The sequence below is a fragment of the Pseudoalteromonas sp. NCIMB 1079 genome (genome assembly GCF_040567695.1).
GTDB lineage: Bacteria > Pseudomonadota > Gammaproteobacteria > Enterobacterales > Alteromonadaceae > Pseudoalteromonas > Pseudoalteromonas distincta.
Window position 1 is genome coordinate 2,701,752 of sequence record NZ_JBEWZA010000001.1, and the last position, 21,878, is coordinate 2,723,629.

General features: G+C 39.0%; 22 protein-coding genes. 13 read left to right on the forward strand and 9 right to left on the reverse strand.

Features of this window, described 5'->3' with window-relative positions; translation table 11 throughout:
* The first annotated feature begins 12 nt into the window (after positions 1–12).
* The 5 genes from nth (at position 13) to ABX891_RS12510 (ending at position 3,966) form a co-directional block, all read left to right on the forward strand.
* Positions 13–645, forward strand: a complete 633-nt coding sequence (gene nth, locus ABX891_RS12490) for an endonuclease III (RefSeq protein WP_182756246.1) — start codon at positions 13–15, stop codon at positions 643–645.
* 67 nt (positions 646–712) lie between these two features.
* Positions 713–964, forward strand: coding sequence for a type II toxin-antitoxin system HicA family toxin (locus ABX891_RS12495; protein ID WP_182682108.1), 252 nt, complete (start codon positions 713–715; stop codon positions 962–964).
* Positions 954–1,427, forward strand: a complete 474-nt coding sequence (locus ABX891_RS12500) for a type II toxin-antitoxin system HicB family antitoxin (RefSeq protein ID WP_182682107.1) — start codon at positions 954–956, stop codon at positions 1,425–1,427. Before ABX891_RS12495 ends, ABX891_RS12500 begins: the two co-directional genes overlap by 11 nt.
* Positions 1,411–1,839, forward strand: a complete 429-nt coding sequence (locus tag ABX891_RS12505) for a hypothetical protein (protein WP_182682106.1) — start codon at positions 1,411–1,413, stop codon at positions 1,837–1,839. The genes ABX891_RS12500 and ABX891_RS12505 overlap by 17 nt, the downstream gene beginning before the upstream one ends.
* Positions 1,840–2,055: 216 nt before the next feature.
* Positions 2,056–3,966, forward strand: a complete 1,911-nt coding sequence (locus tag ABX891_RS12510) for an aminotransferase class I/II-fold pyridoxal phosphate-dependent enzyme (RefSeq protein WP_354629645.1) — start codon at positions 2,056–2,058, stop codon at positions 3,964–3,966.
* A gap of 537 nt (positions 3,967–4,503) precedes the next feature.
* Here ABX891_RS12510 and ABX891_RS12515 read toward each other — a convergent pair.
* The 3 genes from ABX891_RS12515 to ABX891_RS12525 are packed head-to-tail and all read right to left on the reverse strand — an operon-like array spanning position 4,504 to position 6,030.
* Complete coding sequence (locus ABX891_RS12515; protein WP_354629646.1) at positions 4,504–4,953, reverse strand: flavodoxin; 450 nt, start codon at positions 4,951–4,953, stop codon at positions 4,504–4,506.
* On the reverse strand, positions 4,953–5,717 hold the full coding sequence (gene truC / locus ABX891_RS12520) for a tRNA pseudouridine(65) synthase TruC (RefSeq protein WP_309166844.1): 765 nt from the start codon (positions 5,715–5,717) through the stop codon (positions 4,953–4,955). Before truC ends, ABX891_RS12515 begins: the two co-directional genes overlap by 1 nt.
* A complete protein-coding gene (locus ABX891_RS12525) occupies positions 5,710–6,030 on the reverse strand; it encodes a YqcC family protein (protein ID WP_024604125.1) in 321 nt (106 codons plus the stop codon). The genes truC and ABX891_RS12525 overlap by 8 nt, the downstream gene beginning before the upstream one ends.
* 104 nt (positions 6,031–6,134) lie before the next feature.
* Between ABX891_RS12525 and ABX891_RS12530 the strand changes: the two genes are divergently transcribed.
* Together ABX891_RS12530 and ABX891_RS12535 are read left to right on the forward strand one after the other, a co-directional pair.
* Positions 6,135–7,163 (forward strand): DUF3549 family protein, encoded by a 1,029-nt coding sequence (locus ABX891_RS12530; protein ID WP_354629647.1) that lies wholly within the window; start codon positions 6,135–6,137, stop codon positions 7,161–7,163.
* Positions 7,164–7,463, forward strand: a complete 300-nt coding sequence (locus ABX891_RS12535) for a DUF3301 domain-containing protein (protein ID WP_007378202.1) — start codon at positions 7,164–7,166, stop codon at positions 7,461–7,463.
* 761 nt (positions 7,464–8,224) lie between these two features.
* Here the strand turns inward: ABX891_RS12535 and ABX891_RS12540 are convergent.
* Positions 8,225–8,857, reverse strand: a complete 633-nt coding sequence (locus ABX891_RS12540) for a GNAT family N-acetyltransferase (RefSeq protein ID WP_354629648.1) — start codon at positions 8,855–8,857, stop codon at positions 8,225–8,227.
* A 153-nt stretch (positions 8,858–9,010) separates the two neighbouring features.
* On the opposite strand from ABX891_RS12540, the gene ABX891_RS12545 reads away from it, so the two are divergent.
* From ABX891_RS12545 to ABX891_RS12555, 3 genes are all read left to right on the forward strand, one after another.
* Positions 9,011–9,247 carry a DUF2789 domain-containing protein gene (locus ABX891_RS12545; protein WP_149591909.1) on the forward strand — a complete coding sequence of 79 codons (237 nt, stop codon included), beginning with the start codon at positions 9,011–9,013 and terminating at the stop codon, positions 9,245–9,247.
* 96 nt (positions 9,248–9,343) lie between these two features.
* Entirely contained in the window at positions 9,344–9,610 is a 267-nt protein-coding gene (locus tag ABX891_RS12550) for a hypothetical protein (protein WP_010553684.1), read from the forward strand.
* Between the two features lie 13 nt (positions 9,611–9,623).
* Positions 9,624–10,397: a Zn-ribbon-containing protein gene (locus ABX891_RS12555; protein ID WP_002958242.1), complete on the forward strand. Its 774-nt coding sequence runs from the start codon at positions 9,624–9,626 to the stop codon at positions 10,395–10,397.
* 66 nt (positions 10,398–10,463) lie between these two features.
* On the opposite strand, the gene syd is transcribed toward ABX891_RS12555, so the two are convergent.
* Positions 10,464–11,003: a SecY-interacting protein gene (gene syd / locus ABX891_RS12560; RefSeq protein ID WP_354629649.1), complete on the reverse strand. Its 540-nt coding sequence runs from the start codon at positions 11,001–11,003 to the stop codon at positions 10,464–10,466.
* 59 nt (positions 11,004–11,062) lie between these two features.
* On the opposite strand from syd, the gene queF reads away from it, so the two are divergent.
* Together queF and ABX891_RS12570 are read left to right on the forward strand one after the other, a co-directional pair.
* Positions 11,063–11,908 carry an NADPH-dependent 7-cyano-7-deazaguanine reductase QueF gene (gene queF / locus ABX891_RS12565; RefSeq protein WP_010553687.1) on the forward strand — a complete coding sequence of 282 codons (846 nt, stop codon included), beginning with the start codon at positions 11,063–11,065 and terminating at the stop codon, positions 11,906–11,908.
* Between the two features lie 471 nt (positions 11,909–12,379).
* Positions 12,380–13,558, forward strand: a complete 1,179-nt coding sequence (locus ABX891_RS12570; protein WP_354629161.1) for an IS4 family transposase — start codon at positions 12,380–12,382, stop codon at positions 13,556–13,558.
* Here the strand turns inward: ABX891_RS12570 and ABX891_RS12575 are convergent.
* From ABX891_RS12575 to ABX891_RS12590, 4 genes are all read right to left on the reverse strand, one after another.
* Positions 13,534–14,844 carry an IS4 family transposase gene (locus ABX891_RS12575; RefSeq protein WP_354629160.1) on the reverse strand — a complete coding sequence of 437 codons (1,311 nt, stop codon included), beginning with the start codon at positions 14,842–14,844 and terminating at the stop codon, positions 13,534–13,536. The genes ABX891_RS12570 and ABX891_RS12575 overlap by 25 nt on opposite strands.
* Positions 14,845–14,958: 114 nt before the next feature.
* Positions 14,959–15,846: a peptidylprolyl isomerase gene (locus ABX891_RS12580; protein ID WP_354629650.1), complete on the reverse strand. Its 888-nt coding sequence runs from the start codon at positions 15,844–15,846 to the stop codon at positions 14,959–14,961.
* A 32-nt stretch (positions 15,847–15,878) separates the two neighbouring features.
* Positions 15,879–19,568, reverse strand: coding sequence for an autotransporter assembly complex protein TamB (gene tamB / locus ABX891_RS12585; RefSeq protein ID WP_354629651.1), 3,690 nt, complete (start codon positions 19,566–19,568; stop codon positions 15,879–15,881).
* Positions 19,568–21,295 carry an autotransporter assembly complex protein TamA gene (locus ABX891_RS12590; protein ID WP_354629652.1) on the reverse strand — a complete coding sequence of 576 codons (1,728 nt, stop codon included), beginning with the start codon at positions 21,293–21,295 and terminating at the stop codon, positions 19,568–19,570. Before ABX891_RS12590 ends, tamB begins: the two co-directional genes overlap by 1 nt.
* Positions 21,296–21,511: 216 nt before the next feature.
* Between ABX891_RS12590 and ABX891_RS12595 the strand changes: the two genes are divergently transcribed.
* Positions 21,512–21,847, forward strand: a complete 336-nt coding sequence (locus ABX891_RS12595; protein ID WP_165725436.1) for a ribonuclease E inhibitor RraB — start codon at positions 21,512–21,514, stop codon at positions 21,845–21,847.
* The last annotated feature ends 31 nt before the right edge of the window (positions 21,848–21,878 follow it).

A 21,878-nucleotide genomic window follows, 5' to 3' on the forward strand; every position in this document is an offset into this window, starting at 1 on the left:
GTTTTAAGTTGCATGAATAAAGAAAAACGTCACCAAATACTGTCGCGCCTGCGTGACGATAATCCACATCCAGTTACAGAGCTTGAATATTCAAGCCCATTTGAGTTACTCGTAGCAGTAACTCTTTCAGCACAAGCAACCGATGTAGGCGTTAATAAAGCCACTCGAAAGTTGTTCCCTGTTGCTAATACGCCACAAGCCATTTTAGACTTAGGTCACGACACACTGCGTGATTATATAAAAACCATTGGCTTATTTAATTCTAAAGCTGCCAACGTGTACAAAATGTGCCAAATTTTGGTGGATGAACATGACAGCATCGTGCCAGAAAATCGTGAAGCATTAGAAGCCCTACCAGGCGTTGGCCGTAAAACCGCTAATGTTGTACTCAACACAGCCTTTGGCTGGCCTGTAATAGCCGTAGATACACACATATTTCGTGTATCTAACCGTACCAAGCTGGCCATGGGTAAAGACGTAGTTGCTGTTGAACAAAAGCTTGAAAAAGTAGTACCTGCAGAATTTAAAGTGGACGTGCATCATTGGCTAATACTGCACGGGCGTTACACCTGCGTAGCACGTAAACCTAAATGTGGCAGCTGTATTATTGAAGACTTGTGTGAGTTTAAAGATAAGACTGAATAAAAATGAACTAATTGACATATTTTGCAACTAATATATAGTTGCACCCTCAGGAATGGACATCTATATTATGGGTAAACAAGAAAAGTTAATCGCAAAATTATTAACCAAGCCTAAAACATTTATTTGGAAAGATTTGTGCTCAATTATGGAAGGTTTAGGCTTTGAAATTCTTGAAGGGAGTGGTTCTAGGAGAAAATTTATTAATAAAGAAATGAGCCTTTATGCCAGCTGGCATGAGCCTCATCCTGGAAATGAAGTGAAACAGTATGTCATTAAAGAAGCAATTCAGTTAATAAAGGATTATCGTAATGAGCAATAAATCCATATCATATAAAGGCTATTTAGCTTCAATTGATTTTTCAATTGAAGATGAGTGTCTTGTAGGACGTATCGAGCATATCAGGGATAGTATTGTTTTTGGTGCAGATACTTTACCTGAATTAATCAATGAGTTTCATAACTCTGTTGATGATTACCTAGACACTTGTAAAATCCTAGGAAAAGAACCTGATAAACCTTTTAAAGGGTCATTCAATATTCGAGTTACGCCCCTGCTTCATAAAGAAGCAGCATATGCCGCAACAGCATGCGGAGAAACATTAAACCAATACGTATCAAAGTCTATTGAAAATAGGTTATCTAATACTACCAATATTAATTTAACAATTAATTCAGCTGCTGAAGTAAAAGAGTTAACTAGATTACCTATTCATGCAGATATGGATTGGCTTAGGTCTACTCACACAACGTTGAAAGGTGAAAATAATGTTAGAAGCCATTAATCTTGCAGGAAAAAAAATATCCTCTTTTGTTTTCAAAGAATCTGAGCAAATCGAAAGTTTAAACGTAGCTAACAGTGATGGCTTTGTAACTATCGAGCTTTCTATACCAAAAATTACTGCGGTCAAAGATGAAATATATGAAGTATCTTATTTTATTACTGTAAAAGGTTATATTAATAACGATGGTAGTGACACAATAGATGAGTGTGATGACAAAACCGAATTATTTAACTTCAGTTCAGAATTTTCTTTAGCGTACCATTCTAAGTATGATTTAGGGCAATTCCAAAAGCTTCATGATGGTAATGAGTGGTACTTTGAAAAAGATGCTCATTTTTATATGAATGAATACATAAATAAATTTTTAATGGATACACGGTTTAGAAGTATTAAAATCCCTCTTCAACCATAAAGTACCTCTTGGCCGCTTTATGTGGCCACTACAAGTTACAAACCCCACACCGCAATTAAATATCATCTAGATTGAACTAATTTTAATCCTAAAATTTCAACAGCCGTGTCAATGAAATAGAACAATTATTAGAACATTATCAAAGTATTAATTTCACAACGCTCACTCCTTTAGTTATGCTAGTGAACATTATAAAATTATATTGCGAAACCCTCTATGCTACCTCTACTTCGTATCTTGATAATTGAACAAGACCCAGCCACCTTACAAGGGCTTTCAACGAATCTGTCAAAGACCATTCCTAACTTTGAGCGAGACGATATTCATATCGATATTATTGAATGCCTCGAGCTTAAACGCGCGTTGGAACATGTAGAGGAAGATGGTGATATTCAAGCCGTAGTTCTAAGCTGGGATATGCACAACAAAGTGGGTGAGCGGATGTATAGCCGCTTTATCGAGGATTTAAAGGCAATTCGTCTCGAGCTGCCGGTTTATGTTATTGGCGACGACACTAAAGGGCTGGAGATCGTAAACGAATCAGAAGAAATCGAATCATTCTTTTTTAAAGATGAAGTAATTTCTGACCCAGAAGCGATTTTAGGTTATATGATCAACGATTTTGACGACCGCTCTGAAACGCCATTTTGGACGGCGTATCGTCGTTACGTTGGTGAAGCAAACGACTCTTGGCATACACCGGGTCATAGTGGGGGTTCTAGCTTTAGAAACTCACCTTACATCAAAGATTTTTATCAGTTTTACGGCCGCAATGTATTTGTTGGCGACCTGTCGGTTTCGGTAGACTCGCTAGGTTCATTGTCAGACAGCACCAATACTATTGGTCGCGCTCAAGAATCAGCAGCGGCGACGTTTGAAGTTAAGCACACCTACTTTGTTACAAATGGTTCATCTACCTCAAATAAAATCATTTTGCAGACGCTCCTGCGTAAGGGAGATAAAGTAATTGTCGACCGTAATTGCCATAAGTCCGTACACTATGGCATCTTGCAATCAGCTAGTTACCCCATTTATTTGGCGAGTATCTTAAATCCAAAATATGGCATTTTCGCACCACCATCGTTGGCCGACATCAAGTTGGCAATTGAAAACAATACTGATGCTAAATTATTAGTGCTTACCGGTTGTACTTACGACGGCCTACTTAGCGACCTGAAACAAGTGGTAGATTATGCTCATCAATATGGTATTAAGGTGTTTATAGATGAAGCCTGGTTTGCATACTCTTTGTTTCATCCTAGCTTTCGTCATTATTCTGCGATACATGCAGGGGCTGACTACATTACGCATTCGGCGCATAAAGTAGTATCGGCGTTTTCTCAAGCGTCTTATATTCATATTAACGACCCCGATTTTGATGCCGATTTCTTTCGAGAGATTTATAGTATCTACGCTAGTACATCGCCTAAATATCAGCTTATTGCATCGCTTGACGTATGCCAAAAGCAATTAGAGATGGAAGGCTATAAGCTGCTCAATGCGCTGCTAAATCATGTTGAGGAGTTTAAACAACAGATGGCCTCGCTTAAGCAAATTAAAGTATTAGCTAAGCAAGACTTTATGGAAATATTTCCGCACTTTAGTGGTGATAATATGGGTCACGACCCATTAAAAATCCTTATTGATATTAGTGAGCTACCATACTCATTAAAAGATATTCATAAATACTTACTGGATGAAATTGGGCTAGAGATAGAAAAATACACACACAGCACCATTTTGGTTTTACTGACGCTTGGCGGCACGCGCTCAAAAATAATTCGTTTGTACAATGCATTGAAAAAGCTAGACAGCGGTAAAGTAAAACTATCGAAATCGACGCGTAGAGCTCGCTTACCTGAAAATTTACCAGCCATAGACTTAGCGTGTATTCCAAGCGATGCTTTTTATGGCGACCGCGAATCTGTGCCTATTAGCAAAAGTAACAACCGTATTTGTGCAGGTTTAGTTACTCCATACCCACCGGGCATACCGCTTTTAGTCCCAGGCCAGCATATCACTGATGATCATGTTGAATATTTGCAAGAGTTGGCAAGCCAAGGACTGACTATTCAAGGCAGTTTCGATGGTGAAATTTATGTTCTTAAGGGTAAGGTTAATAAGTAAAGTATTCGCTTAATACTATCTCAATAATGATTACTGGCGGCAGTATCACAAGACATTGCCGCTGTATTGCTGCTTCATTAAATCGACTAATCAAGTAATCCCCAATTAAATATTCACTTTCATTTTAATGTCCCTAATTGCCTTGTGTGGTGGTCAACTAAATTTGGTCATGTATAAATGTATAGAGGTCGTTGAGCAAAAGCTTGATACCAAAAGCATTTAATAAATATCCATCATTAGCTAATACTACATTGGCCTATATCTGAGTGACACGTAAACCGAAGTCTGGAAATTGTATAATCGAAGATTTAGTAAGCTTAAAGATAGAACTGATTAAGCGTTATTAGAAAACTCGATAATATGCTACTTCACATAAGTGTGTTTTAAATAAAAATAGAGATGGAGTGAAAAATTGTTTGGAGTCAGTGGTTTTATATGCTCAAAGAAGACTGGCTCTTAAAATAAAAACGCCTAATAAATTATTTCAGACGTTTTTATTCAATTATTTTCCCCTATACTCAGGCAGGATAATAAAAATTAAGCAGGTAGTTTTTCTAGCCATACTTTCAACCAAGGCTCGGTTACTGGCCATGGTTCAAAATCTTCACATGCATCTATTTCTAGGCGGTTGCCCACAGGCTTTGCTTGTAAATCGCGTAGTAACTCGTCAAAGCTACGTCCTGCTCCACAAAATGTATCGCCGTAACATCTGTCACCCATTGCAATTACACCAAATGGTTTATCTGTAAGTATTGGGAAAGTGCTATTCATTGCAAAGTACAATCCGGCCAAATTACTCGGTACATCACCTTGGCCTGTTGTGGAAGTAACAATTAAAATATGCGATGCATTTTTTATATCATCAAGTGATGCTTCAGTAATTACTGTAGCAGTATGACCCGCTTGCTCTATTGTGGTTGCAACTTCATCGCTTAAACGCTCTGCACCGCCACTAACGCTGCCTACAAAAATACTAATATGTGCCATTAATAATCCTTTTCTTGCTCTGGCCAACCTAGCTGCTTACATATTTCAAGCATGTCTTCACCTAGTGGCGCTTTAATTGTTATTGATTCATTACTATAAGGGTGCACAAAACTAAGCTCTGTTGCAAATAACATTAAGCGTCTTAGCTCAAAATGATCCCTAAAAAATTGATTATGCTGGTTATCACCGTGATTTACATCCCCAATGATAGGCAGTGATAAGTGCTTTAAGTGTCTACGAATTTGATGCTTGCGCCCGGTTTTTGGAAAACACTCAACTAACGAGTAACGCACTGTTGGATACTTACCTATAGGAATAGGCAATGCAGCTTGGTGCAAGCAATTAAACTGGGTTTGCGCTTCTTGCGGTGCTTTACCTTGATCTGCAAACTTATCGGCTATTTTATCAAGTTCTTCTTTAAGTGGTTTATCTAAAAATACTGACTCTGGCGCAAAGCCGCGCACTAAGGCCAAATAGCGCTTAGCAATAGTACCTTCAATAAATAGCTGGTTTATATCGCGAGCAGCTTCCGAGCTCAATGCAAACAGTAATACGCCCGACGTAGGTCTATCGAGCCTATGTACTGGAAATACATGTTGACCTAGCTGGTCGCGCAACATTTGCATAGCAAACTGGGTTTCGTGTTTATCTAAAAACGAGCGATGCACTAATAAACCTGAAGGCTTATTTATTGCCACATAGTTTTCATCTTGATACAAAATAGTCAGCTCGCCATATTCAATAGGCGCTAGACGCTCACTCATTCGGTTCTCCTAAAAAGGTATCAAGGGCTGTTAGTAATTCAATAATTTCATCGCTTCCGGCTTTATTCACAAGTGTCATTTGCGCCATAGGGGCAATAGCAAAGTTACGCGGCAGTGGTTGCCTATGTGTTATTAATTGCTGTATTTTTTCAATAAATACAAATTGTAACCACTGCTCAAATGCCATTGTATCGTGACAAAAAGGGGTCTTTGAAAGCAGTGCCTCAGCGTCTATTGGCTCACTTTGCCAAAGCGCGTGTTTTTGTAAAAGTGCCGTTAGCTGCACTAAATAAGTTTGGGTTTGCTGGTACATAACCACCCTCTTTTATATATGTAATGCAATTATACCCTGTTCCCTCACAAGCGGCTATGACGTATAATTAATGTAATTTTGCAGTAAAAACAGTTGAGAAAACAATGAGTGATCAAATAGCTACATTAGGTCAGCTTTTAGATGGTGCGGGTACTCAGTGGCGTGCTTTTGATATTGGCAGGCACATTACTAAGCTTGATAAAAACCAATTTTTAGCTATTGAACAAGCTCAAGTGCCTTACCCTTATCCACTTGCTGGTCATGCATGGCTCGCTATTCAATTTTGGGATACTAAAGCCAGTAAAGAACCGTATGTATGGTTTTTAAAATTCCCCCTTGATGAGCAAAGTATGCTGGTAAGTGCTAGTCGCGATCACTTTGCTGATATGGTTATTCAAGCGCTAGGCACTGAAATTACAGGCGAGCAAGCCGATGGAAAGCTTGATAATAACCCTTATGTTTTTACACCAAACGCAAATAAATTAGCGGCATTTAACGCCCAAGTAAAAGTACTATTAAAACAGCCTGCATCGCAGTATTACGAGCATGCACAATTGTACTTTAGCGGTAAAATTGGTTTGGATAATTGGCAAAGTGTTGCACTACAGGGTATTGCCGATTTTGCACTACGCTTAGACAGCGATACAAACTTAAGTAATCTGCAAAAAGCATGGGCGCATTTACCTATTGAAGTACTACAACCACTCAGTGCCATGCTTGAACACGTTGAAATACCAACATCAATGAGTGAGTTACTTGTTGATTACACACAGACCGCAATTAGTAATAACGATACATTAGCTATAACCGCAGCACTAAGATCAGCTTCAAAAGGTCAAGCTCAAGGGTTATGCGCTCAATTAGTTGATACTGTACTAAGCTCACCAGTGAAGCACGACTCTGACGTGTTACTAACAATCGCTGGGCGGTGTTTTAAACAATTAGAAAACCCTGAACGCTTACATGTATTTATGGATAATTGCGCGCATCATCAAAAAATTGAAGAATTGTTTCCAAGTATTTTTGCTGACTTAGTTGCAATACCAACTATTCGCCCGCATTTATTAGGCTTATTACGTAAAGAAAATCGTAGCGAAACCCTCGCGCGTGCAATTGGAAGGTTATTCTCTTAAATGGCAAGTTTATGGACGTTCATACTTATTGGTAGTGTAATTTACTTATTTTGGCTTAACCGAAAGGTTGCTGAAGCGGCGAACGTTCATGCTAAACGTCAAAGTGAGCAATTGCAGGTGCAGTTGATGAGTGTTGCATGCACAAAACGCCGCTTTGGTTTTTTAAAGAGCGGCAAGCCAGGCATTAAAAGTGAATTTATATTTGAGTTTTCAAGCGACGGTGAAAATGCTTATCAAGGTGTGTTAATTATGGAGAATGAGTTTTTGAAAAGTGTGGTTGTTCCACCGCATAAAATATAAACTTAATATACTTTAAGAGTGTGTGTCTTAAATTAATAAATTTAATTCAACACAAAAAACTAAGGCGTAACTAAAGTTACGCCCCAATTGGACTGCATCCTGCTAGATATCCATTATCTTAAATCCGTATTATCATCCCCTGAACGAGTAAACAACCTTGTTTACCCTCACATTGCATCCTGCAATATCCATAGCCATCTTGGCAAACCCACGAAATCTATCGTTTGGCTACGTCCCGTAGCATCATCCCTGTTAATCCTTTAAAGTAGCTCCTGCCACTTTTGCATCCTGCAATGTCCACTTGCCATCTTGGCTATCCTGCGTAAACTAACGCTCCTGCTACTTCCTGTAGCGTCATCCGTGATTATCCTAAAGTAACTCCTAGTTACTAAGTGCTTCATGCACTTCCTTATTCTTCCTTGTATCCGTTTTAGCTTGTCCTTTCTGCTTCCTACTAGCGTCCGCTATGTTGCCTATTCCGTATCCTTGGCATTAACTCAATCATTGAGCTATGTCGTCTTGACAAAGAGAAGTTTAAAGCAATCAGGGGGGAGAAATAGGACTTAACACTAAATAAATAAACGTCACAAAAATGAAAAGACAAAATAAGCAATTAAGAACAACAACTTAGAACAAAAAAGACTACTTATTAGTAGCCTTTAAGTGACAATGCTCACGATGATGTGAGATATATCTCACGGTCTTATGTCCGTTTGGGCGCATTGGCTTACATAAAAATTTTAAATAGTTGGCTCAAGTATTTATTTAAACAGTAACTCGCCCTCTACTTGGTTAAAAGTAAGCTGTTTAAATGCTTCAAACTTTTCAGTTTTAAAAAATTCAATGTGCTCTTTACGTGTTACAAATACAGCCATCCCTGTTGACTCAGCGTTACATTTAACTAAGTCATCAAGCCCGCGTAGCAAGTAACGACCAAAGCCTTGCCCATGAAAATGCGGATCTACGGCAATAAAAGCTAAAAAGTAATAATTGCCCTTTTGTTTAAGGGCATCTCTAATCGTTTGTTCTTTATCTATTAATTGATTTGTTTGTAAGTAGCCAGCACTCAGCATTAATTTTAAACGCCAGTGCCAATAACGCTGCGCTTGTAATTGGCTATTGGATTCAAATACACACGCTACTGCTTTTAATTTATCGTTACGGTATAAACCAATTAGTGGCTGTTTTTCTTGCCAAAAACTACTGAGCTCTTCGCGAATTAATGATCGTAATTTTTTTTCATATACTGATTTATTTTCGTCATTGTAGCTAAGCATGTTTTGTAATACAGGATCGTCATGATAAGCCTGATAAATTAGGCTCGCTGCAGTGCTAATATCTTCTGCGGCTAAATACTGTACGCTGAACGTCTCAGCTGGTGTGGTTACACTCATTGTATTTCCTCTATTATTTTAGCTATAGGCTGTTTAACTTTATACCTAACTATATACCTAAAATTATTAACCGTAAATTCAGCGAGAGTTTAACTAGCAGGAGGTACAGTTAGGTACTAGTATGAATTTTCATTCATTTAAAGGAGCAATATCATGGATACGACAAAACACGACATTAACACACTTTTTGCACAGCTTGGATTACCAAATAGTGATGAGCAAATAGATGCATTTATTGCCTCACATGAATTAAAAGACACAACATTACTCCAAGAAGCTTCTTTTTGGGATGAGGCACAACAGCACTTTTTAGCTGAATCCCTTGCACAAGACGGAGATTGGAGTGAAGTAATTGACGAGTTAGATGTACGCATTCGTCAAAGTAAGTAATTTTATTTAATGTACCCTCCCTTATTTATTGCTAACATAGCATCTGCGCAGCATTTATATGCTGCGTATTTATTTTATTAAAGAGTTATATATCTAATGAATTCAGTTGTATTTGATGCAATCAAAGCCCTTCTTGATGAAGGCAAAACCCCTACTGTAGCACTAACTAAAAGCCGTTTGGCGCAACCGGTTCCAATGCCGATGATTATTGCAGCAGTAAGCCAATATAAAAACAATCCTGATTCAATTAATAACTTCATGAGAAACCCACAGCAGTCAGATAGTACTGAGCTTAAAACAAGTCAATTAGATAGAATTGAGCAAAAACTCGATAAACTTCTTGCGCTGCTAGAACAAAAATAATTTGAGACTATAAATGTTCGTTGTTGATTTAACTTTTGATTGCTACCAAGACACCACCCTAGAACAAGCCGAACAAGCAATAAATCGCTTAGTAAATGCACTGCGTTTTAATGGTCAAATAATGGGGGAAGAATTTCCAACCGTTTTAAAAGATGGATTTTTTATTACCCGCGTAATGTGCCCTACTGAAGATGCAATGCACCCGCTAAATAACAGCCCGTTTGTTAAGCACAGTATCGAAAAATTACATAGTGCTGGGCTACTTGCGCCAAAAGTAAAAGTGATTGGACAAGATATTCACTCCAACGGCGCTGATTGCTGCAAAGAACCATCAAGTTATATTTTATATACAACCTATGTGCATACGTGCAGTCCGCTTTATTGTGGTGATGACTTTTTGCCTGTGCCGCTATTTCGTATTCCGGCAATTGCTAATGGTGACTATAAAACGCTTATAAAATGGCAAGAAGATTGGCAAGCCTGCGATCAAATTCAAATTAATGGCGCAACCCGTTGTGAGTTTCCGGCGCTTGAAGAAATATCGAGTATTCAAAGCGACCTATATAGACGCGGAAAAGACATAACAAAGCGAATTAGTTTTTTAACTAAAAAGCCAACCTATTATTATTTATACCGTGTAGGCGGCGTAGATAAAGCGTCTGAACTTGAACGAAAATGCCCTAGTTGTAATGGCGACTGGAAATTACCTGAATCGTGGTTTGGGTTATTCGACTTTAGGTGTGAGCCATGTGGCTTAGTGTCTAATATATCGTGGGATTTTCAGTAATTACACTAAATTAATGAGCAACAATAGCTTGGTGCTAGCTGCGCCGAGCTGATTGTTGAATAGACTCTAAACCTCTAATGCCTTTAAAAAAACATTAATGTTAGGCGCTAGTGCATGGTGTGTTTTTTTGCCGACAAACTCTAAACATACTTCACCAGTGTGCACCAATACACTTACTAGTAAATCATCTTGATCTGTTAAACCAATAAATACTGTTTCTGGCTGCTTGAGCTTGCGTTTCATTAAAACGTGGCCCGTTATATTTTGCTGTAGCAAATTAAAGTCTTCTTCGTTCCATGCTTGTAGTAATTCAACCTGATGCCCATCAATACTTGCTAAAATACTTCCACCGTACATATGTCCGTATAGCTCGCTAAGCTCTTTTGGGAAATCAAGCTCAAGTGCGCTGGCTAAATCATTAAGCGAACCTGCAGGTTGCTGACGCGCGCCCTGCCATTGAATGTTTCCTTGCTCGTCAACCTCACCAACTTCACATGGGCTTGGCCATTGCTCGTCATGCGCAATAAGTGGGTACTTTGTAGTGTTTTTCAGGATATTTTCGCTAAATGTTTGATGAAGTTGTTCTATAAGCAATGCAACAGACATACTGTGAAACTCATTTAAATTAGATATAATGTCCCTATTGTAACTATTTAAGAGCAAACATGACAGATTACAGCAATTCTCCAGACCTTAAAGGTAGCGTATTAGGCCAATCTACTGAGTATGTAGATGTGTACACGCCAAGCTTGCTTTTCCCTATTGCGCGCAAACTAAATCGTGATGCTTTAAATATTGACGAAGCAGAGCTTCCATTTAAAGGCCAAGACATTTGGACTGGTTACGAGCTTTCATGGCTAAACAATAAAGGTAAACCGCAAGTTGCCGTAGCCTTATTTACCTTTGAATGCCAAAGCAGCCATATTATTGAGTCAAAGTCGTTTAAACTTTATTTAAATAGCTTTAACCAAACCCGATTTGAAAGCATTGATATAGTAAAACAGCATTTAATTGATGATTTATCAAACGCGGTTAACAGCACTGTCAAAGTGACTTTATATAATCCTGATGATTACAATTGCTTACCGTGTACGGCGCTGCCAGGTGAATGTATTGATGACTTAGATATTGAGATTAATAATTACGATATTGATGCTAATTCACTTAAAGCAAAAAGTGATAACGTAGTAACAGAAACGCTCTATAGCCATTTACTTAAGTCGAACTGTTTAATTACCTCTCAGCCTGACTGGGCAAGTGTGATTATACGATACACAGGCGAGCAAATATGCCGCGAATCGTTACTGCGTTATTTAATTTCGTTCAGAACGCATAACGAATTTCATGAGCAGTGTGTTGAGCGTATTTATAGCGATTTAACAACACAACTTAATATTAAAGAGTTAGAGGTTTACGCGCGTTACACTCGTCGCGGTGGGCTTGATATAAACCCGTATCGCTCTACGCATTATAACGATACGCCATTTGCAGTTAAAATTAATCGTCAGTAGGTTGTTTTAAACTGGAATATTAGGGTCTGTTGACCTTTCAAGGTTAAATTTGCAGCAGCCTGTTTGGTATTTAGGCAAGGCAGAGCCTAAGTAGTGTGGTTGTTCCCCATAAATAGGCGATAACGTAGCATTAATGCCAAACAGGAGTTGCCCAAAGGGTTCTGCCTAGGGGCTATTCACTCTTTGTTACTCGGTTTTTACTTAGCCCACTAGGTTACAAACCTCGCGCCGCGATTAAATAGCTCCTAGATTGAACAAATTTCAATCCGCAAAGTTCAACAGACCCTCGTATTAAAAAAGGAGCCTTGAGGCTAATGCCAGTCAGTTAAGCTGACTGGCATCTTTCTTTTTATGGGGATACTTAGATGGTTTTGGCTTAACCCATCGGGCTGACGAATCCCCAAAACGTGACAGGCACAGCAATTTATGATCTTATGTAAATCACCACAACCCACATAAGTCACAACTGCTATGCCTGAGACATCAGTTTGCCATAAGTACTTTAAACATGCATTAGCGCCATTCAATAATGCCAGAGTAAAAACATTACTAAGCTGCAGTAATGCATTAATTTCGGGCAATAAACTTACCTTAACTGAAATCGGCAGAAATTTGTCTGGCGCTGTGGATGTAAAACATAAAATAAAACGCGTTGATCGCTTCTTAAAAAATACTCACCTCTACAATGAAAGGGTCGCTATCTATGAAGCATTAGCTCATCCTATTATTGACTCTTTACCCATGCTTGCAATTGCCGTTGACTGGAGCGGTGCCTGTGGTCACGACTATCACTTACTGCGAGCAAGCTTACTTGTGGATGGGCGCTCTATCGTGATTTATAACATGATTGTTGAGCAGAAGGATTTTGATAGCCCAGCAACCAACAGCCTGTTTTTAGATGAACTTTATGAAGTGCTTGGACGACATCCTAGTGTCTATATTGTAACAGACGGCGGCTTTCTTACGCCTTGGTATAGTAAAGTACGCGAACTTGGTTGGCATATGATAGGTCGATTAAGAGGCTCAATGAAGTGTAAACTAGCCATGCAATCACAATGGCATACATTAAAACAACTTAGGACTGGTGCCAGCGATATACCTAAGGCGTTAGGTCAAGCACGACTAACTCAGTCCAGCCCGACAGCATGCGATGCATTTTTACACGTATATCATGGAAAAAATAAAGGAAGAAAAGGAAAAAGCAGATTTACGAAAGATACAAAAATGTATCAAAACTTAGCTAAAGAGCCATGGTTACTCGCGACATCAGACAATACAATGACGAGTAAGCGAGTAGTTGGTTTATATAGTAAAAGAATGCAAATAGAGCAAAATTTCCGCGATGACAAAAGTTTGAGATATGGTTTTTCGTGGCGTTTTAGTAAAAGCACCGGCATAAATAGAATAGGAATATTATGCTTGATAGCCACAATAGCGAGCACTGCGTTATGGTTTATAGGGTGTGAAGCAGAAAAAAGAAAGTGGCATATAAAATTTCAAGCAAATAGCGTTAAGAATCGCCGAGTTCTTTCATTTTTAACCTTAGCCAAGCAAGTCATAAAGCTATGTAAGAGACGTATTACACAAAGCTATATAGAAAAAAGTTTAAAAAACTTTATTTTGAATTACGAAAAAGAGGCCGCAGGATAAAGTGGGGATCCCTCAGCCCATCGGGGATATCTTCTATCCTCTCGTCTAGCTGGAAGCTTAAATAAGACCAGTGTATTGAGTAAGTGCTGCCAGTGTATTGGAATGTTCCCTGGGCTCATTATAGATACTGACGAGAAATACTGAATGACAGCCATCGAACTGCTAGAGAAACTAAGCTGGTTAGGCCATATCCCTGTAACTGTCGCCGCCATCGTCATTATTCTTCGTATTAAATTATAGGCGAGTAACACGCCCCATAGCTCCTGACGCACCATGTCTGGACGCTTACTTCTTAAATGGTATGCGCTATCAAGCATGGTTTGTTTGATTTCTCTAAACCCAAGTTCTATCTCCCAACGATGACAATATAATTCAACAATTTCATTACCTGGATAACGCAATCTATCCGTCATCGAGGTTAATATACGGTAGCTTTTGCCCTTTATTGTTTTGCTGATTAATCTCGCTTTAATCGTTTCAGGAACATCGGGAAAGTTTTTTTGTGCATGCTTTGTGGTTTTCAATTCAATGATATGGTCATTTTTACCCGCGCTGGAGATGATTTCATACTGTAAGTCGGGCCTTGCTGGTATCAGCCAGTGCCTCATCTTCCCAGTTTGGTGCCAACGATTTAACAGGCCTAAAGAATAATATCCTTTATCAAACATAGTCAGTGAATTATCTGGTGTACGTTCAATTAAACGCTCAGCTAATTTCATCTCGTTGGTTTTATAGTTATCAAACTCGCTACTGAGAAGTTGATGGCTGGTCAATTCCATATGACAGACCATGCGTATTTGAGGAAAGGCTGTATCACCGTATTGGTTGCTACCAGAAGAGAAGGCTTTACGGTTATCAGGCGTGTCGGCTGTTCGCCACACAACACCGTCAACAGCTAATAGGTTCAAACCATTCCATGTTTCGAATGACTGTTGCTTATACATTGATTGAGCAGATTTATTGAAAACGTGTTTAACGGAATCATCACCTAACCTTTGTCTCGCCTGTACCATCGCACTTGGAGCAACGAGTGGGTTCTTGCCAGGTAACATGATATCTAGCTTATTAGCGATATTCCAAACTGATTCTTTTCGAAACAATGCCATGCCAATAACTGACCACAAAACAGCCTCAAGCGGTAACCTTCGCTTACGAACGGTTGCAATCCCAGCTTGTTGAAAGCCTTGTTCAATGATTTCAGGGTCAAGAATTTCTGATAATTTTTCAAAGGTATGGTATCGGCTGCTTTCTTCAAGTGTTGCTTGCAGTGCTTGTTCTATATTCACAAAAAAAATCCGTAGTTAATTTCCTAACTACGGATTTTGCATGATCGTTTGGATCGGTCAACCGGTCATTTTCTTAACTGATCGGCATTAAGCCTAGGCTCCTTTTTACATTCTTTAATTAACTTCGCGCTTAGTGGGTATGGGCATACCACACACATCAACGTAGTTATGTGCTTTAACAAACCATGGTTCAACACGGTTTTTACGAGCATTTATTAAGTTTTTAAACACCGGTGAGTTTGTTTTCATCACTTTAAATATACTTTTATCGCTTTGTACATCACCAAGTACTTGTATATTGGTAATTGGGTTAAATGCTTTACCTTCACTTGGTGTGCGAGCTAAACGGTTAAAATGCTCTATACCTTCGAGCAATCGACCAAACACCGTAATATTTTTATCAAGGTAGCGCGGGCCTTGCCCTATTGTTACAAAAAACTCCGTACTCGCACTATTTTTATCGTTGTCGCGCGCCATGGCAAACACGCCACTACAATGCACTTGCCATGTTTGCGTATGTGCTGAGTTTTGAGCTACTGCAAAGCCGTTTAAAAAGCCGGTAACTGGTGCATATCCGTCGCCATTTAGCTCAGTAATTAAAAGTGGTTTGTTTGTTGTTAAATAAAACTCAGCTGGAACTGTTTTATCTGCAGTTTTAATTAACTTTTTACCCGAACTGTCGCCACCTTGCGCTACAAAACCCTCAACAAACCGATAAACGCTGGTGTTTTTATAAAACCCTTCTCGCGCTAACTTTTTAATGTTTTGAGCGTGCTTTGGGGCAAGCTGTTCATTAAGTTCAATATACGCATCGCCCGTTGGCAGCGTTACCTTTAAAATATTTTGAGCATCCACTACTCGCCAGTCATTATCTGTTGCACTAGCAATTACCTCACTCGCGCTCAATAAAGGTAGCTCTTGTTTAGCAAAATCATCACCTAGTTGTTGAGCACAACCGCTCAATAAAACACTAAGCAGAGCTGGCAATATAATTTTCCTCATCGCTTATATCCTTATAATTATTATAGTTTTGGTTATTCCCAATCAAACTTATATAGCACATCAACATTTTGATATAGGCCGCTTGTTATTTCTATGTATAACTGTGAAAGTAACTGATAACGCACAGCCACTTCACTGAGCGAATCAAATACACCCACGCTATATTTAACTTGCAAACTGGGTGCTACGTATCCTGATATTTCTACTTTGGTACTATCACCACTACCTGATGAGCTTAAACTTACATCTGACAACCCAAAGGTTTCACCTACCTTAGAAACAACCCCTTCGCTGCGGCTAACCCCTTGAGAAAGTAATAACTGTGTGAGCATAGCATCGCTTGACGAACTTTCTCCATCGCCTAAAGGTTGGCCATTAAGTAAATATGCGAGTGCTTGTGCTTGATCCATCGCAGGCTCAGAAAATATTTTAAGCGTTGGTTGTTCAACATTACCCGTAAGCGTAACCCCTGCAATGACACCATTTGCAGTCGTATCTGGGTTACGTATTGCTTTAATATTTAAAAATGGTTGTTCAATTGAACCGCTAAAACCTACTTGCCCGGTGCTGATTATTAAATCTTGCCCAAAGGCTAAGTAAGTACCTTCAATTAAGTTAAGCTCACCTGTGGCTATAATTGGTGCACCTTGACTTATTTTTATCGCTAAATCACCCGCAACTTTTGATTCCAAGCCAAACGATTCTACTTTTACATCGTTTTTAACAATCACTTTTAAATCTATGTCGTAATCAAACGGAACTGTTTCGGTGGCCTCGGTTTTTTGATCAACAATAATTTCATCATCGCTAACTTGCACTGCGCCCTCTGGGAGCTCTTCAATCATTATACGACCGTAAGGCACAACTACCTCACCAGCAAGCTTGAGTGCATTATTAGCCAAGCCTATTTTTAAATCCGGCGATACTTTAAAAGTAACCCCTTGCTGCGCACGTACATAAAACTGCTCGCCAACTACCGCCACATTTACAGCAGGTTGCGCACCTTGCCAATCAACGTCACCGGTGAGATTTATTTTACCGCCCTGATTGTCGTTTAAGTTGCCTTTTATTGTGGCTGTTGTTTTATCAAACAATACGTTTATATTTGATTTTTGCAGCGCTATAGGTAATTGCTCGCCCTCTAAACTAATATCGCTCACATTAAGCTCGCCATTTAATAATGGATCTTTTAACGTACCTGCTAACGCGACTTTTCCGCTAATATCACCTTTTAACTGCTCGAGGGTTTCAAGAAATGGTTGTAAGTCTGAAAGGAGTATTTTATCAATATTAATAGTGCCGTTAAGCGCTTGCGTATTTTGTATGTCGTCAATATCAATTTGTGTGATTATTTTACCAAGCACACTTGATTCTAAATTAGCTTCAAGCTTGCCAACTTGAGAGTCTGAAAATGCACTAACAGTTAGAGTTTCGATTGGTAATTTAAAACGATCTTCTTCCGAGGTAAGCACCGCTTCTAAGTCGCTAGAATCGATATTTGCGCGTAATGTTTTAAGCGCACCGCTTTGCCAATTAAGTGCAACATCGCCCGCTATATTACCGCGAGTACGAATGCTATTAGGTAAAAAGTGCTTAAGCTCCTCAAGAGCTAAATTGCTTAGTTTAGCATTTAGCTGACCGAGGTTTTTTGACTGCGCTAAGGTGTCTATGCACAATTTACTTTGCTCAGATGCCCAACAATGTGAACTTACATCAAAGTCGCCACTTTGCGTATTAACCATAATGGCAATATTTTTAGTATTACTAAAACTAAGCTTTTTATCGCTGAGCATTACATTACTAAGCTCGCCATTCCAAGTGGTATTATTAATTTTGCCATTAACTTCAAGCTCTACACTGCCTTGCTCAGCATCTACAGATGCCGTAAGTTGATGATCTGTTTTGTCGCCGCTAATATCAATTTTAACGCTATTAATTTGCTGTTCGGCTACAAGCGCCGAACCAACACTTACCGAAACATCAGTTTGCCAATCGGCTGCGGTATCTAACTGCCCCTTTACTGATAATTTATTAATGTTTATTTCATCAAAAATAAAGCGATCGAGTATTAGCGCTAAATCAACAGAGGGCGTTAACCTTTCCCCCCTTACCTTTAAATTTGCGTTGCCGTCAGCAGTAAATGGAATATTAGCTTTTTCATCACTTTTTAGCGTTACTTTGCCATCAACCTGCCAAGTGTCATCAACTTGCCCGCTTAGTGCTAATTTATTGGTGCCGCTACTTAAATAAAAACTATCAATATTAGCTTTTAACGTGTTGTCGAGCTTAAAGTTCGAGGCAAATTCTAGTGGCACGTCGTTAAGTAATCCGTTTAACTTTGTATTATTCATTTGCAGCTGCCACTTGTCGTCAGCTGCATTAAACGAGCCTTTAAACTGTCCCGAAATATCACTGGTAGCGGCATCAGTTAAGTACTGCGCTTTTAAGTTAGCAAGCGTGCCATTAAAGTTAGCCTGTATGCCTTTTTGCCAATCAACATTGGCTTTTATAGTTGCACTGCTTTCGTTTGCTTTAATGCTTAGCGCTTGTAAAGTTGCTTTGGTGAGACTGCCTTTTAATTGGGTATTTAAGTCAACAGCTGGGTACGCGCCTAATTGGCTATTCCCCTGTAGGCTAAGCTGGTAATCGTCGGCATTACCTTGTGCATTGAGGCTTACATTTCGCACTTTAAGCTCATTACTTTGTGCATCAATAAGCCACTGTTTAATTTTGCCATTTAACTCAAACGGATAGTTTTTTTGCTTTAAATCTGCCGTTGCCGTTAAACTAAGTGGATATTGCCCCTGCGTTTCTAAATTTAAGTTTAGATTTGACAAGTCACCATTCAACTGCAAATTGGCTTGGTGCTCGTCGCTTTGTAAAACAACATCCCCTTTCACGGGCAAATTCCCTGCAAGCTCAGCGTTAAGATGCGTATTAAGCTGCCACTGTTCATACTTTGCTGAGAATGACTCTAAATTAATAACCGCATCTTCCACACTTAATTGCAGCGAGATGTTTTCAATAACATGTTGGGCTTCGTTTTGCTCAATCGTAATGTTAGCTATTTCAAAGTCTTCAACAACTAAATCAAGTGGTGAAGTAAATTCTATATTAGGTAATGCGGGTAGGTGCGTTAAAGGCGCTTGAGTATTTTGCGCCGTTTGTGTTTTCGCATCTTGTTCTTGCTCTTTTAAAGCAACAAGTATGGTGGGAATATTCAGGCTTTTAACCGTCAGCTTTGAACCCTCTGCTTTTGCTGAGAGTTTAAAGTGATTAACGCTTACGTTTGCACTTGGGTGCTCTAGAGTAAATTTATTGATCGCAATGTTTTTTACAGCAATATTAAAAGGTAAGCTGATTTTTTCAAGCGGCTCTATCGGGGCTTCTTCTTGTGACTCTGCAGTTTTTGGTAATGTTAAATTTATAGATTTAGCACTTAAGTTATCTATACAAATTCCATCGCACTGCCACCAAAACAAATCAATTTTCAATTGTTGAGCATTAAAATCCAGCCCATTGTTAGTAAAGTGCACATTAAAGGCATCATTATAAATAAAGCGGCCATCTTTAATTTCAATATGTAGCCCATCTACCGCTTTGTTTGCACTATAAGCAATAAATTGATTACCGGGTGCGGTAAATAACAAACAAAATAGTGCAACAACTAACGTGACAAAAATAGCACTTACGGCGGCTGTTATCTTTTTTAATACTGACATTAAATTTCTGGCCCTATGGTAATACTTAAACGTGTGCTTTTACTTTCTTTTGTTAATCCCCAAGCGTGGTCTATACGCACTGGGCCAACGGGTGTTAAATAGCGAAAACCAAAACCAGCGCCTACTTCAAAATCATCAGAAAAATCATTCGTCGCAGTACCACCGTCAACAAACAAAGCTGCGCGCCAGTTTTGAGCAAACTGATAGTTGTACTCTATTGTACTGGTTAGTAAGTATTTACCACCGATGAGGTCGCCATCATCATTTTCTGGCGATATTGATTGATACGCAAAACCACGAACACTTTGATCGCCACCTGCATAAAAGCGCAGTGAGTAAGGTACGTTTTCAATATCATCAACAAGCATTGCACCAACATTTGCTTTTAAAAACACTAAATGCTTATCTAAGTAAGTACGTAACCACGCATGTTGCATTTGTACCCTAATCAGATTAGTACTCGAAAGCACATCATCTAAGCCAAACTCAGCAGATATAAGCCACTGCTCTCCCCAGTATGGAGTCGTGCCGCCTTTTGATTTTTTGCGGGCGTAGCTAATGCCCGGCATTAACATTTCTGTGCTTTCTTCCTCCTCATCACCGATGCGGTAGGTTTCTTGGTCGCGGCGTAAAAATGCAGTACGCACCCACTTATTTTCGGTTAACCATTGGCGCTGAATTTGCCCCGTGAGTATTTCACTGTAGGTATCGTTTGTTAGTTCATCCTCTAATTTATATCCGACAGAAAAACGCCATAAATCATCATTCGGATCATCAACTGGAATGGTATAAGCCATGGAAATATCTTGCTGCTTTTGCGCCACATTTAAATTAGTTTCGAGATAATGGCCGTCTTCTGTTATCCACGGTTTACTCCATTTAAAACGCACTTTGGGCCCTAAGTCAGTACTAAAACCGCCGCCAATTTCATAGCTATTTGCAGGCTTGTGCAACACATCTACCTTAATAGGTACTTGGCCATTTTTACGCGCAGCAATATCGGCGTAAACGCGCACGCTTGCAAAATAAGGGGTGCTTGATAAATCCAAATTATAGTCAGCAATATGTGTTGATTTATAAGGTTGACCCTGAGTAAAAGGCGCAAGCGAGCGTATGTATTTTTCAGCAGGCGTATTACTAGCTATTTTTATATCACCAAACTGATATCTAACCCCAGTATCAATTACAAAAGTAATAACTGCACTATTTTTTTTAAGCGACACTTCTAATTTGCGCGCCGGCCACTTAGCATCAAAATAACCAAGCTCTAGTAGCATAGATTCTATTTTTTTATGAGCAGAATCGTATCTACCATGATTTAAAACATCACCTTGCTTTAAGTGATTGCTTTTAATCAATGCCTGTAATTGAGTATCGCTTTGACCCTCTCCATTTAGCGTAATATTAATTGCTTCTATGCGAGTTGCAGGCCCCCGTTCAACTTTAACAATTAGCTCGCTGTCGTCTTTATCATAAATAACCTCGACGGTCGGGCTATAATAGCCAAGTGCTTTGATGCTATTTTGTACTTGTTTTTGAGCATAACGGCGAAGTGTACGAGTGGGTTTTTCACCAATTAATTGCTTAAGGTAAAGTGCGACGTTATTTTCTAAATCGCCACTTAACCCTTCAATTTCGTAATCTTCTATGACTTTTTCTTCCGCATAGCTATTTGCCGCAATTAAAGCGCTCACAACACACATGCAACGTAAAAACTTAATAAACAAGTAAATATCCTTACTTTTAATATCTTAAATATACAATTGACGAATTAAAAGCATACTAGCATAGCCATAATGAGCAACACATTAACTTATTGGCAATCTAACGCGTAAATTTAACTTTGAATAAGTATCAGCATAATTAAAATTAGTACGCGTTAAGACAATATTTTAGTTACAATAGTGCTTACGAATACAAAATTAATTTTAAATGAGTTTTTAATGCAATTCCCTGATGATGATAACGGCCAACTTTTAGCCGAAATAGCCGCTGCTGGCATTGATTTAAATAAAATGCACCAAGTCGATTTTTTTATTTTATTTGAACAAGAAGCCGATGCTGAAAAATTTGCTAAGGAAATAGTCTCTGATGCATTAGTTCAAAATGCCGAACTTGAAAAATGTAAAGACACTGGCGTTTGGGAAGTAATCACTCAAGTACAAATGGTGCCAGAGCACACCCTTCTAGGCCAAGCAGAGCAATACATTGAAAGCATTGCTAATAGCTTTAATGGCTACGGCGACGGCTGGGGATTAATGGACGGTGAAGAAGCTTAATTACCTTTCGTTTAAAATATCCTGTCAGTTA